The organism is Roseobacter sp. EG26 (genome assembly GCF_049830555.1).
In the GTDB taxonomy this organism is placed as follows: Bacteria; Pseudomonadota; Alphaproteobacteria; order Rhodobacterales; family Rhodobacteraceae; genus Roseobacter.
This window is the reverse complement of record NZ_JBNBLH010000009.1, coordinates 73509-92328: the sequence shown is the minus strand read 5'-3', so window position 1 is coordinate 92328 and position 18820 is coordinate 73509. Positions and strand designations below refer to the sequence as shown.

The window sequence follows — 18820 nt, the reverse complement described above, 5'->3', positions numbered from 1 at the left end:
TGCGATTGGCCGATTGGACCCCTGCCTGCGGAACCCATCAGGGCTGGTGGTAAATGCCAGACAAGCAGGCCGGACACACGGCCGTTCTGGAGCCATCTGCACAGGTCTTTCGAAGAGTTGATGCAATGCTGCAGTGCAGTTTCCATGAAGTGGGCGTTGGTAAAGGATCGCAAAAAAATCTGGATCAAAGAATGACTGCAACACAGGATATTGCGAACGTTGGATTTGCAGGCCATTCCTGTTCTAACGGTTGGAACTTCAAATGATGCTAGGCCTGTAATGACAAAGTTCGATCTGGTGATTTTCGATTGTGATGGGGTGCTACTCGACAGCGAGATCATTGCATGCCGTGCAGATGCTGAAGCGTTCACAGGCATAGGATATGAAATTTCACCTGAAGAAGTATCAATGAGATTTGCAGGTATGCCGGATGAAGCTGTTGACGCTGCTCTTGCTGCTGAAATTGGGAAACCTCTTCCTGCTAACTTTAGGGCAGAAATAAAAAGCGCCGTCATCGAAAAATACAGAACAGAATTGCAACCGATTTGCGGTGCAGAAACTCTGCTTACTTCGCTAAAAACAGCCAAGTGTATTGCTTCGTCAGCCTCTCCCGCAAAATTAACACTAGGCTTGATCGAAACCGAATTGTACGAGCTGGTCTATCCGAACATCTTCTCGACCAGATTGGTTGAAAGGGGAAAGCCGCATCCAGATATTTTCCTTTATGCCGCAGAGAAAATGGAGGCTTCTCCGTCCCATTGTATCGTGATCGAGGACAGCGTTGCAGGCGTCACAGCAGCTAAATCAGCGGGTATGACATGCATCGGTTTTTCTGGTGGGTCACACTGCACAAATGGGCACTCGCAACGCTTGTTTGATGTTGGTGCGGACTCGGTTGTCGATAGGCTCGAGGCAGTTTTGTCACTCGTTGAGTAACTGACGAAACGTGCTCGCCGTCTTCATGTGCCGTGTTCCGCGACTGCAACGTCTTCGCGCTGCCAATTCGATTTGTCAAAATAAGCCTCAGAGCGATGTTAAGCCGGATGGATAGCGATCTGTCTGCTTTGGGTTATGGGTCTCTTCATCTCAACACAGTGAAGCGCAATGAAATCATTGCCGGAGTGGATTAAATCTGTTTCGCCCATTGGCAATGGTTTCCGCAAATAATCAAGTGGGAGTCAAAGCGCGGTATCCCGCCGTTCTTGCAGAAGCACCCATCGGAAACCAGCTATCGCTTGCCGAATGTCTTCCACCAAGGAAGTCGCGTTCATTGGTGCGCCCGTAGTTAGATTCACCAAAGCGCCGGTCCCGTGCGGAGAATGAAAAGCCCAAGAGGCCATGCGCCGGGCCAACTCACGCACGTAAATGCACCAGGCGGCGTGCTCTGGCACGGAACCCTGCATGCGCCTCTTGGGGTGCGCATGGGCAACAAACCTCTTTCAGTGCGTCAAGGTCCGCCAACCATTCCGTCGGTGTGCCGATCTCGTCCATTGTGCCTAAGGGGCGTCAATGTGATACCAGAACGGCTGGACCGGCTTGGCATTCGGCCTCTCGGAAAGCAACGTCACTTTGCCTGCGCAGCCGCTTTCGGTCTTCCGAAGATCGGACGCCACATGGAGTGAGCAGGTCTTCCGGAAATTCGTCCTGGGCTAAAAGCGCATAGACCAAGTCATAGTTCAGCGCGCGAACAATAGCAGGTTTTTTGTTTGCCTATAGGCCGGTTGCAACAACGCTGTTTTCGCTGGTCTCGCCTATTTCTGATTCAACGCGAACACCGCCCTTTCAGTACAGGGTTTCCCGATAGCGTTGCTCGGCATAAGATTGATCGGTCGAGGTAACTTCCAGATTGGAATGGTCTTGGACTATTTGATACATCGAAGGGATTGGACGGCTTTCAGGCCAAGTTTCCGGACGCCATAGTCCAGCGCGTATCGAGGCCTTGCCGCAGTGAATGAATATCTCTTCAGCAGTAATGCGAAGTACTGTTTTTGGGCTTCGCTCGTTCACCTTAAACGCATCGCAAAGCGCCTGATCATCGCTAATTTCGGCAGTGCCATTCACACGTAGCGTTTCTGCAATTGACGGGATCATGAAGAAAACAGCTACTTTTGGATAGGCCAGAATGTTCATCAAACCATCAATCCGGTTGTTGCCCGGTCGATCCGGAACAAGCAACGTTGTATCATTTTCGATTTTGACAAACCCCGGGGCATCCCCTTTCGGCGATACGTCAAGATCAGTTCCATCGGATGTTGTCACAACAAGAAAAGTAGCGTTTTCGATGAAGTGGCGGCAATGCATGTCAAAATGAGAGAGCGTTTTTGCTGTCGCGTGCGGTGAAGCGGGGCCGTAAATCTCTCTGAGCTTTTCTGGGGTCATAACTGGCACTCCTTTGATCGACATAACAGGAGGGACGCGTCGAGCAAAGCCCCGCTATCGGCGCAGACCGGACTTCTAGCTGGTCGTCAAATGTTGCGATGCGGCTTCGGCAAAGCTGTTCTCGTTTGATGACTTTCATACGTAAACGGGTCCCCGGGCAGAGGCCAAGCTGAAGGACGACAGGCGAGATTCCATCCACCCGCCCGAAGATATTGCTGACACCATATTGCCCCAACGATCCACTACATTGATGTGACATTTATCGCCTGCCAGCAATCCGGGATTGCAGCTGCCATCGTTATCTTTCGGTGTCGGTTCTCCCATACCCATTGCCATGAACGCGTCCGGATCGATCTTCAAACTTTGCCGTGAGCGCCATGCCTTGAAGCAAGGCCGTCCCTTGATCGCAGCATACACGCGTTGCGCGGCGCCCAGCCTAATGAAGCAAAGGAGGCAATTCTCGAAGGGGCCGGCTCAGACGCGGTTCAATGACTTGCAAGACCAGACTGCCTGCGACTGTGACATCCAAGGCCAAGCATCGGCCTTACCGGCTGGCCAATCAATGTGCTGAGGTAGCAACGCCAAAAATGGCGGGGAACGTTAGCGCGGGTAATAAATTCAAGTCGCGCCCTCTCTGCGTGAAGCTGGGAGGAACCCTTAATGGGAATAAATTCTACCAATCAACTTCTTGCCCACACACAAGTTCAGTTATACTTGTGGCTTCTCGAAAAACTGCATCGCTGTCTCCTGCGCTTTGCGCGCATCCCACACAAGTTGCCGCTGAAATGCCTGGGCCAGCCGTGATTGTGACCTGTGCCGGGGTGACATGATCACGATGTTAAATCCGACATTGTGCTCCAGTGGCCTTACGCAAAGACCCTCGGCTGGTCGCTCAAGCGCGGTTAAGGCGTCGATGATCGCCACACCAAGGCCGTTCACGGCCAATTCCAAAGCGGTCTGCGTTGTGAAGACTTCCAGCCGTCTCTTCTGGGTCGATATTTGCTGTGAGAGCGCTTGAGGAAGCGCCCGGTGAAGCGGATCGAAATTTGAAGGGGCGATCAGATCGTAGCCATCAAGATCTTCGATTTCGATCCTTGCCCGCTTGGCTAAGGGATGCCCGACTGGACACGCACAAACCAAGGGTAACTGCAACAAAGGGGTCTGCAGTACGCCAAGTTCGTTGTCGCGAAACAGACCTAGCCCCAGATCAGATTGCCCAGACGCAACTGACCTGGCTATCCAATCCGTACTGCGGGCAACCAACGAAAGCGAGACGTCTAGCCGTTCGCTGAGAAAACCGGCGACGGTCCTGGGGAGCCATCCCTGAGACAGCAGAGGCATCGCCGCAAGCCTGAGCATGCCCAACCGACTCTCTCGTAAGTCATCGGCAAATCGATCTAGTTGATCCAAGCCGCGGTACAGCATTTCGGCCTGTTCGAACAACGCCATGGCCTCGTCGGTCGGACTCAATCGGTTTCCGCTGCGCTCAAAAAGCGTGAACCCGACATCATCCTCCAACAGGCGCATCTGCTTACTTACGGCTGGCTGGCTGACATGCAAGTGCTTTGCTGCTTCCGTGATCGAACCCGTTAGCATGACGCGGCGAAATATTTCGACTTGACGCGCATTCATAACTTTTTCTCTCTCTGACCAGAAAGGAAGTAATTTGAAATTATATACATTGAGTCCGAAACTGATTGCAAATTCGTCGGTAAGGCAAATTCCATCATGCAAGACCTATATCCGGATACGCGCGCGCCTACGCAAACTGCGGGACATTGGATTGATGAACTTGCCTTCGATCCATCCGATTATGCCGAAAGACTGAAGTTCGTTCAGTCGCATCTGTCCAATCGCAGTCTTGCTGGTGGGCTTCTGTTTGATCCCGAGAACATGTTCTGGCTGACGGGTTTCCAAACCATTGGTTATTTCACCTTTCAATGTATGTTCGTTCCGGTTCATGGGCTCCCCAAGGTCATCACGCGTATCGTGAACCGGGATATGGCGTTGGCCCTTCCAACGATTGGCGGTGTCGAAGCGGTTCTGGATACCCAAGACCCAGTCGATGTCTTGTCGACGGTTCTGAATCAAATCGGAGCGGTTCAGATCGGACTGGAAACGGGTTCACGTTACCTTAGTGTGCGTGACTACCGTCGCCTGACCGACGTGTGCACAAGTACGTTTGTCGATTGGGACGGTGTGATCGAGCATCAGCGCCGGATCAAAACGCCATCGCAAATCGAATGTATGCGGAAAGCAGCACGCGCCGTCGAGGTTGGCATGGATGCGGCACTCAAATCGATAGAACCTGGGAAGAGCGACAACGATGTAGCTGCCGCACTCTATCATGGCTCCATCGCTGCAGGCAGCGAATATATTGGCCACCCCCCGATGGTTGTGACCGGCAAGCGCAGTGCGCTCTGTTTTGCCTTGTGGAAGCGCAAAGTGATTGAGCGCGGAGATGTTGTCCTGCTCGAAGGGGCCGCTTGCATAGACCGATATCACGTGATGATGGCGCGTTCGGCCGTTGTTGGAAAGCCGACCGATGAGCACAAGGCCACCGCCGACGCGCTCATTAGCGTTCTTGAAACCGCTATCGAAACGATCAAGCCTGGAGAAACGGCAGGCGAAATTGATCGCCGCTGCCGTGTCGGGATCGAAGAACTGGGGCTGGCCAAATATTTCAAGAGCCGCGTCGCCTATGGTATCGGTATCGGTTTTCCTCCGAACTGGGCCGAAGGTCACATCTACGCAATTCGTCCGGGTGATCCCATGATCATCGAAGAAAACATGACTTTCCACATCATCCCGACGATGTTCCGTGAGGATTTTGGAATGGCCATCAGCGACAGCGTGCGGGTCACAGCAACGGGGTGCGAACTGCTCACCTGTTACCCCCGGGATTTGGTGATCGTGGATTGAACAGGAAATCAAGGGAGATCAAAATGTCAAAGACACTACTCAGAACCGCCGTCGCCACGCTTGCATTCGTTGCGATATCAACCTTTGCTCAAGCGGCTGAAAAATGGGACATGCCCGCAGCCTATTCTGGAAAAAACTTCATTTCGCAGGCATACATTGCATTTGCCGAAGAGGTGACTGCGAATTCTGGGGGCGAGCTCGAGATCGTCGTACACCCGGCTGGATCGCTCTACAAAGGGTCGGAAATCCTGCGCGCCGTGCGATCGGGGCAGGTGCCAATTGGCGGGCGCTACATGGGGGCACACGCCAAAGAGAATCCGATCTTCGGACTGGACACTGTCCCTTTTGTCGCGACAGATTTTGATGAAGCCTGGGCACTCTACCAAGCATCAAAACCCGCCATCGAAGCTGCGTTGGAAGAACGCGGCATGAAGCTGCTGTTCATGCCGGTGTGGCCGCCCCAAGGTTTGTTCTCGGCCAGCCCGATCAATTCCATGACGGACATGAACGGTGCGAAGTTCCGCGCAGCAGATGCTAACACCTCTCGGCTTGCAGTGCTCATGGGGGCGACACCAACCAAAACCGAAGCCACCGAGATCAGCCAGGCGTTTTCGACCGGCGTCGCCGACAGCATGATGGGTTCGGGGGCAATCGGTGTCTTCCAAAAGATGTGGGACTATGTGGACCACTTTTATACGGTAAATGCATGGATGCCCAAAAGCGCTGTCATCGTGAATCTGGATGCCTGGAATGGGCTGGATGAGGCGACCCAGAAGGTCGTCATGGATGTGGCTACAAAAGCAGAGGCAGATGTCTGGGCAGCGGTGAGCGGGGTTACCGACGGCTATAACAAGACCATGGCTGAAAACGGCATGACAGTTACTGAACCTTCCCCAGAGCTTGCCGCTGCCTTCAAGGAAATTGGTGCCACGATGTCTGCAGAGTGGGCGGAGAAAGCGGGTGAGGCCGGGGCCACAGCGCTTGAGGCCTATCAGGCGGCCAAGTAGGAACCCAGCAATTCTCGGGTCGGTTGGTTTGCCCCGTCTGGCCGGAGGAAGCAGGAGATGCGTCATGCAGGAACTGATCGGGCGGTCGATCCAGGCAATTTGCAACCTATGCGGTGGGCTTGCTGCATTGTCGATATTGTTGCTAACCGGCTTGGTTGTCACCAGTGTGATCAGCCGCGCGATCGGCGTCTATGTGCCCGGGCTGACCGACTATGCCGCCTACTGCCTTGCGGGTGCCGGCGCGATGGGAATGGCCTACACATTCGGTCAACACGGACATATTCGTGTAGAAATGATCGTTGATCGCTTGCCTGCGCGATCGCGCTATGTCCTTGAAGTGTTGATCCTTGCAATTTCGGCGGCCATGGCCAGCTATCTGGCGTTCTATCTGGTTCGGATGACGCACACCTCTTGGATTTACGAAGACCGTAGCGACGGCTCCGACGAAATTCTCATCTGGATACCACAAGTGCCATTTGCAGTTGGTTTCTGCTTATTCGCCCTGGTTCTGTTGCTTGCGCTCATACGCGCGCTGCTCAGAGGTGATCTTCACGGATTGGCGGCCGAGCACAAATCAGAAAGTTGGGAATAAGCAATGGCTGAGACCTGGCTTGCGATTTTGATGGTTGTCGCGCTTCTTGGTCTGCTGGCTTTGGGGGTCTGGATCGGGCTAGCGCTCATGGGTGTGGGCTTCATCGCGATGGCACTGTTCACCTCGCGGCCCGTTGGTGATGCACTGGCGACAACGGTTTGGAGTCATTCAGCGCTATGGGGCCTGGCCTCGTTGCCGTTGTTTATTTGGATGGGTGAAATTCTGTTTCGGTCTCGATTATCACAGGGTCTGTTTAGCGGCCTCGCCCCATTGATGCGGCACATGCCGGGTGGTCTGATCCACGTCAATATTGTCGGATGCGCCACCTTTGCTGCAATTTCGGGTTCCTCCGCCGCGACCCTTGCGACGATCGGCAAGATCACAGTGCCTGAGCTGAAAAAACGGGGGTATCCTGACAACATGGCCTATGGGACATTGGCGGGCGCATCGACGCTGGGGCTGTTGATCCCGCCTTCGATCATCATGATTGTCTATGGGGTCGCGGCGCAGGAATCGATCACCCGCCTGTTTATGGCGGGCATCTTTCCGGGTTTGATGCTTGCCGCGCTCTTCATGGGATACATTTTTATCTGGGGTATGTTGAACCCGGAGGGTCGATCGCTGCGTGAACCGCGTGCAACGTGGCGCGAACGCGGCCGCGGCATTCTGAACCTGTCACCCGTCGCCGGGTTGATCCTGATTGTCATCGGCTCGATTTATGCCGGCATCGCCTCTCCGACAGAAGCCGCCGTGTTGGGCGTTCTTGGGGCATTGTTGCTGTCAGGTCTTGAAAGATCGTTGAACCGGCGCAACTTCATTGAAGGGTTGATGGGGGCCACTAAAACCACCGCAATGATCATGCTTCTGGTGGCCGGATCGGCATTTTTGACGCTGGCAATGGGTTTTACTGGATTGCCGCGCGCCCTGGCGGAATGGATTGGCGGCATGAACCTCAGCCCCTGGATGCTGATTGCCGCGCTCACCCTATTCTACGTTGTTCTGGGGTTCTTCCTCGATGGGATTTCTTCGATCGTTCTGACGATGGCGGTCGTTGAGCCGCTTGTGCGAGGGGCTGGGATCGACATGATCTGGTTTGGCATCTTCGTGGTACTTGTCGCCGAGATGGCAATGATCACACCGCCAGTCGGCTTCAACCTGTTTCTGGTCCAGAGCATGACCGGGCGCGACTTGGGATTTATTGCCCGCTCGGCTTTGCCGATGTTCCTGTTGATGGTTGTAGGTGTCGTCTTGCTGACCCTATTTCCGCAAATCGCGCTATGGCTCCCTGAATATCTGACATCCAACAGGTGAAAAGATGACACGACAAGTCTTGATCGCAGTCGACATCCAGGACCCTGATTGTTGGCCAACGCTTTTACCCGAAGTGCGTGATTTGGCCAGATCGGAGAACACGCTTCACCTCATGCATATCGTGCCTGAACAAGAGGCACTCAGCCCGCTGGCACAGTTCATCCCTGAAGGTTTTGAAAATGCACATCGGGCAGAAAGCCGAGCATCGCTCGAGGCGTTGTCCGGGGAGCTGCCCAAAGCTGGAGAACTGCAGTTCCATCGACCAAGATGACACCAAGTCAATTGACGACAGCGCGGCGCCAACAGTCACCTTGCTTGAACCAAACCGGTTTGTGATCCGCTGCCCGCCATGTATCATCCGGCGCGCTGGGGTCAATCCCATCTACAGGGTGACGGAGTAAGATGCCGCGTAAATGCAAGGTTGCCTAGCGGTATCCTGCTTCGCCATCAGCATGCAGTTTCGGTCCACGTGTGCTGATGGGCTCCAGCGCGTCTTCGACCACTCTGTTCGGCGCTGAAGCGACATCTGATATGCGCGCTTCTAGGTTAACCGCCCATTTGACGGCGTTGGTTAGGACCTTTCGAACGTTTTGATCGTAATAGGTCGGGTAGGTTTCATGGCCGGGTCGAAAATAGAATATATTGCCCGCGCCGCGCCGATAGGTGAGACCTGACCGGAAGACCTCCCCGCCCTGAAACCAACTAATAAGCACCGTCTCAAGCGGTTCCGGCACAGCAAAGGGCTCGCCGTACATTTCCTCATGTTCCAGTTCGAAATGATCGGGAAGGCCTTGTGTAATCGGATGGCCCCGGGCGCTAACCCAGAGGCGCTCCCGCTCTCCAGCCTCGCGCCAGGTCAGATTGCATGGTGTTCCCATAAGCCTTTTGAAGATTTTCGAGAAATGTGCGGAGTGAAGAATGATAAGGCCCATTCCGCCCCAGACCGCCTCTGTAACTCGATCTACGATGTCGTCGGAAACATCACCATGTGCGGCGTGACCCCACCAGAGCAGGACGTCCGTCTGATCGATGCGCGACTGCAATAATCCGTGTTCCGGATCTTGCAGAGTGGCGGTGGTGGCCTCTATCCCCGTGTCAGCATTCAGGGCGTCGGCGATGCAGGCGTGCATACCCTCAGGATAGATATCTGCCACCGTCTTGTTGGTTTGTTCATGGACGTTTTCTCCCCAGACGACGGCTCTGATCATCGTTGCTTGCCATTTGTCAGTTTGCGCGGAGCGGCGGTGCTCGCGCGCGGGATCAGTTCTGGTGTGATTATCACCGGGTCCAAGGCATCGTCTGAGTTATCAAGAATTGAAATGAGCTTGCGACAGGCCAGCTGACCCCATTCGCGACGTGGAAGACGTATGCTGGAAAGGCCAGGATTAAAAATCGCGGAGTAGGGCATATCATCATAGCCTATCACTGAGATATCTTCCGGCACACGCACTCCGGCACTTACTAACCCATGCAATAGGCCGGTTGCGGTCTCATCATTGTGGACAAAAACCGCCGTGGGCAAACCACCCGCCTCGATCAGACGGCCTGCAGCTTCGAGTCCGTAATCTACGGAAAGCGACCCATAAAGCTCCCGATCCCGCTGAACGCGAATGCCGGCATTTTTGAGCGTCTGAGAAAACCCATGGTAGCGGCGTTCAAAACCGTTGACCTGTAAGGGGCCACAGACCTGCACGATGTCGCGGTGACCCAATTCAATAAGGTGGCTTGCTGCAAGCCGTCCGCCAAGCACGTCATCTGTGCGCACGGTCGGCAACTCGATCTCCTTGTGGCCGCCGCAAGAGACCAAGGGCGGCCCAGAATAGACACCCTCAGCATCGCTTGGCAGCAGGTCTTCCAGAAAACCGTTTGTGTTGAGGATCAAGCCGCCCGCCTGGTTCATCAGCAACATGTCTGAGAAGGCGCGTTCATTGTCGGCATCTTCAGATGTGTCGCCGATCAGAATGACATAGCCCTGCGCGCGCGCCTCTTCCTCGATGCCTTTGAAGAACTCCGCGAAGAATGCATTAGTGATTTCGGAGACCAGAACGAGCAGTGTCTTGCTGCGCCCGCGCCGCAGGTCACCGGCGGCTTGATTGGCACGGTAGCCGAGATCCTTCATCACTTGGAAAACGTGGTCTCGGGTGTCGGATTTCACGTCACCGGGACGCGACATGGCACGGGATACGGTTGCAATTGAAACCCCCGCCTCACGCGCGACGTCCTTCACCGTGGGCCGCTTTCTGCTCATAGGTTTATCCCAGCTTGATCAGGCAGCAACAGGCCTGCCGTTGTCATTGAATTTATGAATGAATTCAGGTTGTGGACGCAAGTAAACAGTCTCTCCGACTTGCTGGTCATGTTGCCCGTCAAGACTGACAGTCAAAACTCCAGCACCGGGGACTTTCACGTAAAGAATGGTGTCATGGCCGAGGCGTTCGACCAAGGTCACTTTTCCCTCCCACGTATTGTCACCTGCACCGATCGCAAAGTGCTCAGGACGAACGCCGAGTGTGGCGGCGCCTACGGCATCGGCGTATCGGCCTTTGACGAAATTCATCTTCGGAGAACCGATGAATCCGGCGACAAACTCTGTTGCCGGATGGTTATAGAGCTCCATCGGGCTGCCGACCTGTTCAATATTACCAGCGTTCAGGACGACGATCCGGTCCGCCATGGTCATGGCTTCGACCTGATCATGGGTGACGTAGACCATAGTTGTTTCCATGCGCTGGTGCAGTTCGCTAATTTCGACGCGTGTTTCCGCGCGCAAGGCGGCATCAAGATTCGACAACGGCTCGTCCAGCAAGAAGACTTGCGGCTTGCGTACGATCGCACGGCCAATGGCCACACGCTGGCGCTGACCGCCTGAGAGCTGACCGGGTTTCCGGTCAAGGTAAGGACCCAGTTTGAGCGCGTCCGCAGCTTCTTGTACCTTTTGCGCGATCTCATCCTTCGAACGGCGCTCCAGACTCAGGGAAAACCCCATGTTTTCCGCCACGGTCATCTGCGGGTAGAGCGCATATGACTGGAAGACCATCGCGATGTCCCGTTGGCGTGGCGACAGATCGTTGGCACGTTTGCCGCCGATCATCAGGTCGCCGCCCGTGACCTCTTCAAGTCCAGCGATCATCCTGAGTAAAGTGGACTTGCCACAACCCGAAGGCCCGACAAAAACGACAAATTCGCCGTCGGCAATCGACAGGTTGATGTCATGCAAGACCTCAACATCGCCGTAAGCCTTCGACAGGTTTTTTAGTTCTACGCCAGCCATTTGTTCCTCCCTTATCCTGCCACCAGCGGGGCACGAATGATTTTGCGAACAGTCTCCAGGGATGCGGCTTGCAGGAGCCGATCCTTCGATCCCGAAAGGATCGCCGCGACATCATGCAGGATCATGTCGCCGATCGGGTGACGCCCTCCCTCAACGGCGGCCGCGCGATGCGGCGACCAGATGACATTTTCGGCCTGTCGCATCTCTGCGCGTTTCGACACAGGCTCGCGTGGAAACACATCACTGGCGAGCCGAATGCGGCCCGCATCAGCGGCCTCGACTAGCGCGTCAAAATCCACAAGATGTGACCGACTGATGACGACGACCAAAGTGCCGGGGCGCATCTGTTCGATCAGCCCGCGCGACACCAACTTGTAATTCTCTTCTGTGGGGGTCGCTGCCACGACAATGCAGCGGCAGGTTCTCACAATCTCCTCTAGCGCGACAAAAGTTATGTCATCAAAGGACGCGCCAGCGCCTTTCAGCCAGGGATCGAATGCATGGACCCTTGGTGCAAAAGGTTTGAGCAGGCGCAGACATTCTTGCGCGATTGACCCAAAACCAACAAAACCGATGCTTTGCCCGTAGAGTGAGAAGTCGGTTCCGAGGTTGTCATTGAACCAGCGTTCTGACCCTGCGCGAAACCGTTCGTGCTCATCTACGATGCCACGTCCACCTGCAATCATCAGTCCGAGGGCCATCTCCGCGACCGACCGGCGGAACCCGGGCGCGCAAGACAGAACTTCTATATCGCGCTCGAAACAGGCTTCATAGTCGATGCCGGTCTGGAAGGTGCCCGAAACTTCGATCACTGCCTTGAGATTTGGCGCTTTGTCCAAGTCGCTCCGGTCCAGTTCTGGTTTTGCTGCGACGACGAACTCTGCTTCGGGTAGTCGTAAAAGGAAATCCTCGCGCGTCATGGGCCAGTTCACTCCGCCATGGATGTCGCAGTGCTCACTTAATCCGGCAAATGCGCTTGGTCGGAACAGCTCTTCGACCTGCCTAAAGTGCTGGTCCATAATGATAAGTGGTTTCGACATTTGGATTTGCCTCATTTCACCGCGCCTGCGGTCATCCCGCGCACGAAGTGACGTTGGAAGAAGAGAAACAGGATCACGACCGGGATCGCCATGATAACGGTGCCGCTGGACAGGCCAGTGACATCACGAGTCATTGTACCTTGGAAGTTCAGGAGTCCGACCGATAGCGTTCGCATCTGGTCCTGTGTCATAAGCAGCAGCCGCAGCAGCAGGTCGTTCCAGCTCCATAGAAACTCCAGAAGCGCCGTGGTCACGACGGCGGGTGTGGCGATTGGCATTACAACGCGCCGGTAAATCTGAAATTCGGTCGCACCGTCGATCCGCGCCGCCTCATGTAGCGCTTTGGGCACACCCATGAAATAAGACGAAAACATAAACACGAAGATCGAAACCGCCAGCGCAAGGTCGGCAAAGATCACACCGAGATGGGTGTTGAGCAACCCGAAGGATCGCACAATCTGGAACAGAGGCAGGACGATGGCCGTGACAGGGATCATCAGGCCAATCAAAAACAGCACTTGCAGCACAATCTTGCCCCGAAACTCCATGAAAACCATGGCGTAGGCCGCGAGCGAAGCGATCAGGATCATCACCAGCGCGTCGATCACGGAGATCACCAACGTGTTGAAGAAATAACGGCTGAAACCGCCTTCGGTCCAGACACGGACATAGTGCTCGAACGTCAGATTGAACGGCGGAAACCACGGTGGGTTCACCAGTTCCGTCGTGGGTTTCAGCGATGTGAAGACCGTTAGGATCAGCGGTGAGACCATCAAAATGGCGATGACACCCAAAACGAAAAGAAGGAGCCACCGTCCCATCTAACGGTCCTCCCTATTCTGAATTTGCATGTATAGTATGGTCGCGATGCTGACGATCACCAAAAGCGCGACGCCAATGGCGGAGCCATACCCGTATTGGTTCTCGAGCGCCCCGCGCTTGTACATGTAGGTCGACAGAATTTCGGAAAACCGGATCGGGCCGCCCTGTGTTGTGGCCCAGACGATGTCGAACACTTTGAAGGACTGCGTGAGCGTCAGGATGAAGACAACAGCGGTAACGGGCCGCAGTGCTGGAAGGGTGACGAAGCGGAACGCCTGAAACGGGTTCGCACCATCAACGCGCGCCGCCTCATAGAGATCTTCGTCCACGGCCTGAAGCCCTGCCAGAAAGATGATGACACTGAGGCCAATGGTCGACCAGCTATGTGCCAAGGCCAGCGCGTAGAGCACGGCATCGGGGCTGCCGAGCCACGGGGTCGCCAGAGCGCCCAAACCAATGTTCTCAAGCAGCTGATTGATGACGCCTGCAGGCTGATACATCCAGCGCCAGATTGTGGCGACCGCCATGGGCGAGATCACCACCGGAAGCACAATGCAGGTCTGGATCAAAAGCCGGGCCTTCCAGACCCGCGCCAGCATCGCTGCGATCACCAACCCAAGACCGACATTAATCACTATGATTACGCCAGACCAGATGAAGGTATTCCGAAACGCCTCCCAAAATATCTTGTCTGTGAAGAGGCGTTGATAGTTCTCCAGCCCGACGAAGTTACGTTCGGGTCTGATTCCATCCCAGTCCGTGAAGGAGTACTCGATCACGGAATAGGTTGGGTAAAGGGCGAATACAGCGTAGATCGTCAGAGCAGGCAGCAGGAACAGAACGGGGTTCAGGCGCTGCGCCCATTTGGAGTCCGGATCAGAAAACATACGGCTATTCCCGGCGGAATGGTTTGAGTTGTGCGGCGGATGTTCACGCCTCCGGAGAAAGGAAGAGTTTCCCCGGGGGAGGCAATATTAGGTGCGTCAAATCTAGCGTTCGGCGATGCCGCCGGGCAGCATGATCTCACCTGCTTCTTTCGCCGCGACCCAGGCGTTTTGCATCTCGGCAGCAAACTCCTCCGCCGTCATCACGTCCAGCAGCAACGCTTGCAGGCCATCGTAGGACACTGTCGTCAGGCTACCCGGTGTGATCGTATCTAGGAATGCCGGAACCGAGCCGTTTGCCGCGTGATCATCGGAGGCTTTCCAGATGTCGACCGCAAGGGCTGGCATCTTCGCTTCGGCCAGAGCGGTGTCCAGCGGTCCGACAGGAACCGTGCCTGCATTCAGCAGAGCTACCCGACCCTCGGTTGATGTGAACATAAAATTCAGGAAGTCGATCGCAGCTTCCTTGTTCTCAGAGCTTTCGCGGATGTACCAACCACTGCCGATCGAGTTTGTTGGATGGATTTTCTGCTCATCCTCGATAGGTGGCACAGCAAAGACGCCGAATTCGCCAATCCGATCGCCGGTAGCCTCTGTTCCGCCGCCGATCACCCACGGCCCGGTAAAGGTCATCGGCACTTCGCCAGCCCAGAAGCGATCCATCAATTCGCCGTAGCCAATCGCGACGGGCGTTGGCCCGAACCATCCGGCCTTACCCATCTCCTGTAGCTTGGCAGAGGCCGCGACGAAAGGTGCGTCTGTCCACGCACCATCCCCGAAGAGCACGCGTTCGATGCCCTCCGGCCCTGCATAGCGACCAAACATCATGGATTGCCAGTGGGAGATTGGCCATTTATCCGCCGCGCCAAGACCGATGGGGGTGTCGAACCCCGCCTGCTGCAGCTTGGAAACGACGACCTCCATTTCTGCCCAATTGGTTGGCACTTCAATACCATGATCGGAAAAGATCGCTTTGTTGTAGAACATGCCAGTTGTCTCGACCTCATTGCCAAAGGCCCATAGCTTTCCGTCACTGGAGGTCTGCGCCACGATGCCAGCGGGGATCGTGGCACCCCAGCCGTGCTCGAAATAAGCGTCAGTCAGATCAGCCACCAATCCACCAGCGATCAGCGCTGCGGGTTGACCCGGCCCAGTGCCAAAAGAAAAAAGGTCCGGCCCTTCCCCCGCAGACAAGGCGGGAATAAGTGCCGGATTAAAGAGGTCTGACGAATTCTTGACGACGGTCACTGTCGTGGCTGCATTCTGTGCATTGAATGCTGCGGCGAGATCATCATAGACGGTTGTCTGCCCCGGCTCACCCGCCACCCAGACAACCACTTCAGATTGTGCATGCGCCGAGATCGGCATCGCTAGAAACGCGGCGATCAGCGCACTCGCTCCAATAATTGCTTTCATGATTTTCCTCCCACGGATCACTTTCAGGGATTTATGTAAACGAATACATCTTAAATGTAAACGAATACATTTTGATAGTATCGCCAAACCCGCCCTCGCATTTGCCAGGAAGCCTGGGGCGTGGCTCACTTTGAAATTTTCTACTTAGTTCTTTGGTCAGGATGTCGCGATCGCCATCGCGGTGGAATTCACTTGACTATTCAGCGCGACTACCAGCTTAGCAGTCGTTTTTCCGATATTTTTTTGTCGCTGACCTGGCAGCTTCAGCAGCAATCGATTTCGAAATATCGACCAGATATCTACTGAGGAACAGAGGTTTGCCTAGACTATGGCAACGGGTGCCTTGAAAAGTTAAATGGCAGGCCCGCAGAAGCGGGACCGCCCTGTTTTTAGAATGGATTCATTTCCCTTTCTTGAACGGGCTGGCAATCCAATTTGTCAGACCCTCTGCGTGTTTTTGCATGCGCTGGGCAAAGGGCGTGCTATAGCGAACTAGGGGCACAAAACCGGGGCTGAAAACCGAGGCGTTCCATGTGATCCTGATCCCGGGCATAAGGGGCAAGGAGCCTGATACCGTGCTGTAGGGTCCGCGGCCACGCCATTCGCCAGTGCGCACATACCCGACCCCATCAAACCCGATGAGCAGCTTGTAGCGGTGCGCGTCTACATAAGCGTTCCCCCAAGGTACACTTGGTCCGAAACCGATGCCGGGACGGTTAAATGTCCAGACAAAGACCGCAGTGGCCAGAGTGAAACCAGGGTTGATGCGCATGGGCACAGCATCTGAAAGGTAGTTTTTAAGGCTGCCAGAGTAGAGCATAACCCAACCGCCCATATTCGCCCCGATCCCGCCTGTCCCTGGGATGACGACGCGAAAGCCCCAACTGGTTTCAAGACCGGTGTATAGAAGCGCTTCATGGGTGAAGAACTGGCGCAGAATGCCCGCCGTACGATGTGCCCAACGTTCGATACCTGTGTCGCCGGTGACAGCTGCCAACCAACGTGCAACAGGTGCACTGACACGAGAAACGACTTCAAATCCGCGCTCAAGGCCAATCAGAAGGCTGACACGTGTGCGCAAAACAGGAGCGACCATCGCATAGCGCGCAGTTGGCAAGGAATTACGCAGGATGGCCAGATGAGCTTCGTGCATTGCCCAAACCCGATCGCGCAAATCGCGAGGAGACAAGGCAGCATCGCTCATCAAGACGTGACGCGCCTGAGCATACCGGTTCAGGCCCTCTAGCAACGCCCGACCGTTTGCGTCGTCACCAGCTGCCATAACTTCAGGCAGCTTCGTGACCAGTTTGGATGGCAAGGCTCTGTAGCCATCCAAGCCGAGGTGAGACCGTGTCTTAGCCATCGCCTCTAGGGTCTGGATGGTTGGCAGCTGCAAGAGCCGGGTTTCAGCCTCCATAAGCGACACCATTGCCACGTTGTCAAAATCCAACACCCAAGTCGGCGCAACGCTTGACCAGTTGCAAGGTGAATCCCTAGCACGTGAAGCTGACTTGACGGCTGCGATTTCGGCCCTGACCCGCGAGCTAAAAACCCTGGCCGCCAAAGACTAAGCGCCAAAAAGGAAGCGCAAAGATGGTTGGGTTTGGGTTCTAATTCTGCTGGGGTTGACCGGCGCGGCACTATATGGCGGCTTCCCCTTGTATGCGCCGCTCATAGAAGAAATGGCACCGGTCCCGCTGGAGGAATTGGGTTCGCGGCTACAGACGCCTACCTGACCCGGCTACGCGCTTCGGTAACCGCTTTGCGAAAGCCATTCAGCAGCAATTGATAACTGCATTGTCCGTCTTTCTCAAAGGTGGCGAGAATCTCGACACGACGTTCTTTTGGAAAACTCCGCCGCCAGAAGAGCCGCTGCGTCGAATCCACTTTGGAGTAAATGTTGTCGAAACTATCCAGATCCAGTGATCCCTGCAGAAAATTCTGCAGGGTCGCGGAACGGCTGCGCCCATACCCTTCGATCGCAATACAACGCATCGGCACCCCCAAAGATGCTAATTCATATGCAATGGTCAGGGCCCGTTCCGCAGAAAGCTGGAGGTGGTTGTCGAAACCACGGCGAATACCCCGCGCCATGCGCTCGGGCGACGCGTGGCCCGCAACGCGTACAACATTGGTTTTCTGTAGCGCCATATTGTTCAACAGCCCCGGCAGCAGCCGGTACATTTCGATCCGACCTCGGGGCGTCAGATTTGCCTTACCTTGCTCGAATACTTCGAGATCACTGCTGTCGTTCAAATTTACGGCAATGCGCCTTTCTTGCAGCCGAAGCTGCTCGTTGGCCGCATCCAGCAGTTGCTGCAATTGAGCTATCCGTGAGTCAAACGCAGAAAGTTGCGCGTTCGCGTCCTCCAGGAGTGCTGCGTTTTCGGACTGTTGCCGCTCCAAAGCGCGTTTAAGATTGTCCACCTCGCTGATGGATTGTTGCCCGGCATTGGAAGCAGATTCTTTATTTAGTACTTTCACCGCCAATTTTTGCGCCAACAGTTCGTTTTCCTCAACAAGCTTATTGGTACGTTCGGTCTGTCCGTTCAGCGCGCGTTCTTTTTGAGCAAGCGAGGCTAGCGCTGTATTCAAACTCCGGCCAAGCTCATCCAACCGCTTGGTCAACTCGCCCTCTCTACGACTAAGAAAATCTGACTGTTTGCCCAGATCAATCGCGGCGTTTGCGGAAGCGGTAATCTCTGCACGCAACGCATCAACTTCGGATTGTGCCAGATCGCGAGCAATGCCTGCCGCCCGGGCATCATCGCGCGCCGCATTCGCTTCTGCCTGACTTCGCGCCAGATCGTTTTCTACCTCAACAATACGCCCTTCCGATATGTCCTGCGAACTTTGGAATTCCTGATACTCTTCGGCTGGAATGCTCACGATATTTGCGCTTCCTAGCGCTTGTGAAGCAACTTCGGCTTTGCGCTCAATAGCCAAGAGCGTGAGGATAACCACCACAAAAGCCAGAAGCGAAATCACCAGATCCATGCCCGGGCCCATCTCGATATCTGCTGAATCCGTATTATCCATAGCGCCCCCACCGCTCTACGTGTGACTTTGAACAATCATCGTCAAATTAGAAAGAACTTTGCGAGGCTTTCTGAACCGGGGCTTGCAAAATGGCGGGTTAAATGGCGAGCAGGTCAACGGGCACCTGTTTGCATTTC

At 55.0% G+C, this 18820-nt stretch carries 17 protein-coding genes; 6 read left to right on the top strand and 11 right to left on the bottom strand.

Features of this window, described 5'->3' with window-relative positions; all coding sequences use genetic code 11:
• Positions 1-279 precede the first annotated feature (279 nt).
• Positions 280-936, top strand: coding sequence for an HAD family hydrolase (locus ACOTTU_RS18980; RefSeq protein ID WP_425660175.1), 657 nt, complete (start codon positions 280-282; stop codon positions 934-936).
• Between the two features lie 846 nt (positions 937-1782).
• Here the strand turns inward: ACOTTU_RS18980 and ACOTTU_RS18975 are convergent.
• Entirely contained in the window at positions 1783-2379 is a 597-nt protein-coding gene (locus ACOTTU_RS18975) for a pyridoxamine 5'-phosphate oxidase family protein (protein ID WP_425660174.1), read from the bottom strand.
• Between the two features lie 708 nt (positions 2380-3087).
• Entirely contained in the window at positions 3088-4011 is a 924-nt protein-coding gene (locus ACOTTU_RS18970; protein ID WP_425660173.1) for a LysR substrate-binding domain-containing protein, read from the bottom strand.
• Positions 4012-4107: 96 nt separating this feature from the next.
• On the opposite strand from ACOTTU_RS18970, the gene ACOTTU_RS18965 reads away from it, so the two are divergent.
• The 5 genes from ACOTTU_RS18965 (at position 4108) to ACOTTU_RS18945 (ending at position 8482) form a co-directional block, all read left to right on the top strand.
• Entirely contained in the window at positions 4108-5301 is a 1194-nt protein-coding gene (locus ACOTTU_RS18965) for a M24 family metallopeptidase (protein WP_425660172.1), read from the top strand.
• A gap of 23 nt (positions 5302-5324) precedes the next feature.
• Entirely contained in the window at positions 5325-6308 is a 984-nt protein-coding gene (locus ACOTTU_RS18960; RefSeq protein WP_425660171.1) for a TRAP transporter substrate-binding protein, read from the top strand.
• A gap of 64 nt (positions 6309-6372) precedes the next feature.
• Positions 6373-6900 (top strand): TRAP transporter small permease, encoded by a 528-nt coding sequence (locus ACOTTU_RS18955; protein ID WP_425660170.1) that lies wholly within the window; start codon positions 6373-6375, stop codon positions 6898-6900.
• 3 nt (positions 6901-6903) lie between these two features.
• Positions 6904-8211 (top strand): TRAP transporter large permease, encoded by a 1308-nt coding sequence (locus ACOTTU_RS18950; RefSeq protein ID WP_425660169.1) that lies wholly within the window; start codon positions 6904-6906, stop codon positions 8209-8211.
• A 4-nt stretch (positions 8212-8215) separates the two neighbouring features.
• Positions 8216-8482: a hypothetical protein gene (locus ACOTTU_RS18945; protein WP_425660168.1), complete on the top strand. Its 267-nt coding sequence runs from the start codon at positions 8216-8218 to the stop codon at positions 8480-8482.
• Between the two features lie 154 nt (positions 8483-8636).
• Here the strand turns inward: ACOTTU_RS18945 and ACOTTU_RS18940 are convergent, their stop codons facing one another.
• From ACOTTU_RS18940 to ACOTTU_RS18900, 9 genes are all read right to left on the bottom strand, one after another.
• Positions 8637-9419 (bottom strand): ThuA domain-containing protein, encoded by a 783-nt coding sequence (locus tag ACOTTU_RS18940; protein ID WP_425660167.1) that lies wholly within the window; start codon positions 9417-9419, stop codon positions 8637-8639.
• Positions 9416-10459 (bottom strand): LacI family DNA-binding transcriptional regulator, encoded by a 1044-nt coding sequence (locus ACOTTU_RS18935; protein WP_425660166.1) that lies wholly within the window; start codon positions 10457-10459, stop codon positions 9416-9418. Before ACOTTU_RS18935 ends, ACOTTU_RS18940 begins: the two co-directional genes overlap by 4 nt.
• Positions 10460-10477: 18 nt before the next feature.
• Positions 10478-11482, bottom strand: a complete 1005-nt coding sequence (locus ACOTTU_RS18930) for an ABC transporter ATP-binding protein (protein WP_425660165.1) — start codon at positions 11480-11482, stop codon at positions 10478-10480.
• An 11-nt stretch (positions 11483-11493) separates the two neighbouring features.
• On the bottom strand, positions 11494-12522 hold the full coding sequence (locus tag ACOTTU_RS18925; protein WP_425660164.1) for an NAD(P)-dependent oxidoreductase: 1029 nt from the start codon (positions 12520-12522) through the stop codon (positions 11494-11496).
• An 11-nt stretch (positions 12523-12533) separates the two neighbouring features.
• Positions 12534-13343, bottom strand: coding sequence for a carbohydrate ABC transporter permease (locus ACOTTU_RS18920; RefSeq protein WP_425660163.1), 810 nt, complete (start codon positions 13341-13343; stop codon positions 12534-12536).
• The gene (locus tag ACOTTU_RS18915; RefSeq protein ID WP_425660162.1) at positions 13344-14231 is read right to left on the bottom strand and encodes a carbohydrate ABC transporter permease; all 888 of its coding nucleotides are present in this window, start codon (positions 14229-14231) and stop codon (positions 13344-13346) included.
• Between the two features lie 102 nt (positions 14232-14333).
• Positions 14334-15644, bottom strand: coding sequence for an ABC transporter substrate-binding protein (locus ACOTTU_RS18910; protein ID WP_425660161.1), 1311 nt, complete (start codon positions 15642-15644; stop codon positions 14334-14336).
• Positions 15645-16044: 400 nt separating this feature from the next.
• Positions 16045-17073 (bottom strand): hypothetical protein, encoded by a 1029-nt coding sequence (locus ACOTTU_RS18905; RefSeq protein WP_425660160.1) that lies wholly within the window; start codon positions 17071-17073, stop codon positions 16045-16047.
• A gap of 299 nt (positions 17074-17372) precedes the next feature.
• A complete protein-coding gene (locus ACOTTU_RS18900; RefSeq protein ID WP_425660159.1) occupies positions 17373-18641 on the bottom strand; it encodes an OmpA family protein in 1269 nt (422 codons plus the stop codon).
• Between the last annotated feature and the right edge of the window lie 179 nt (positions 18642-18820).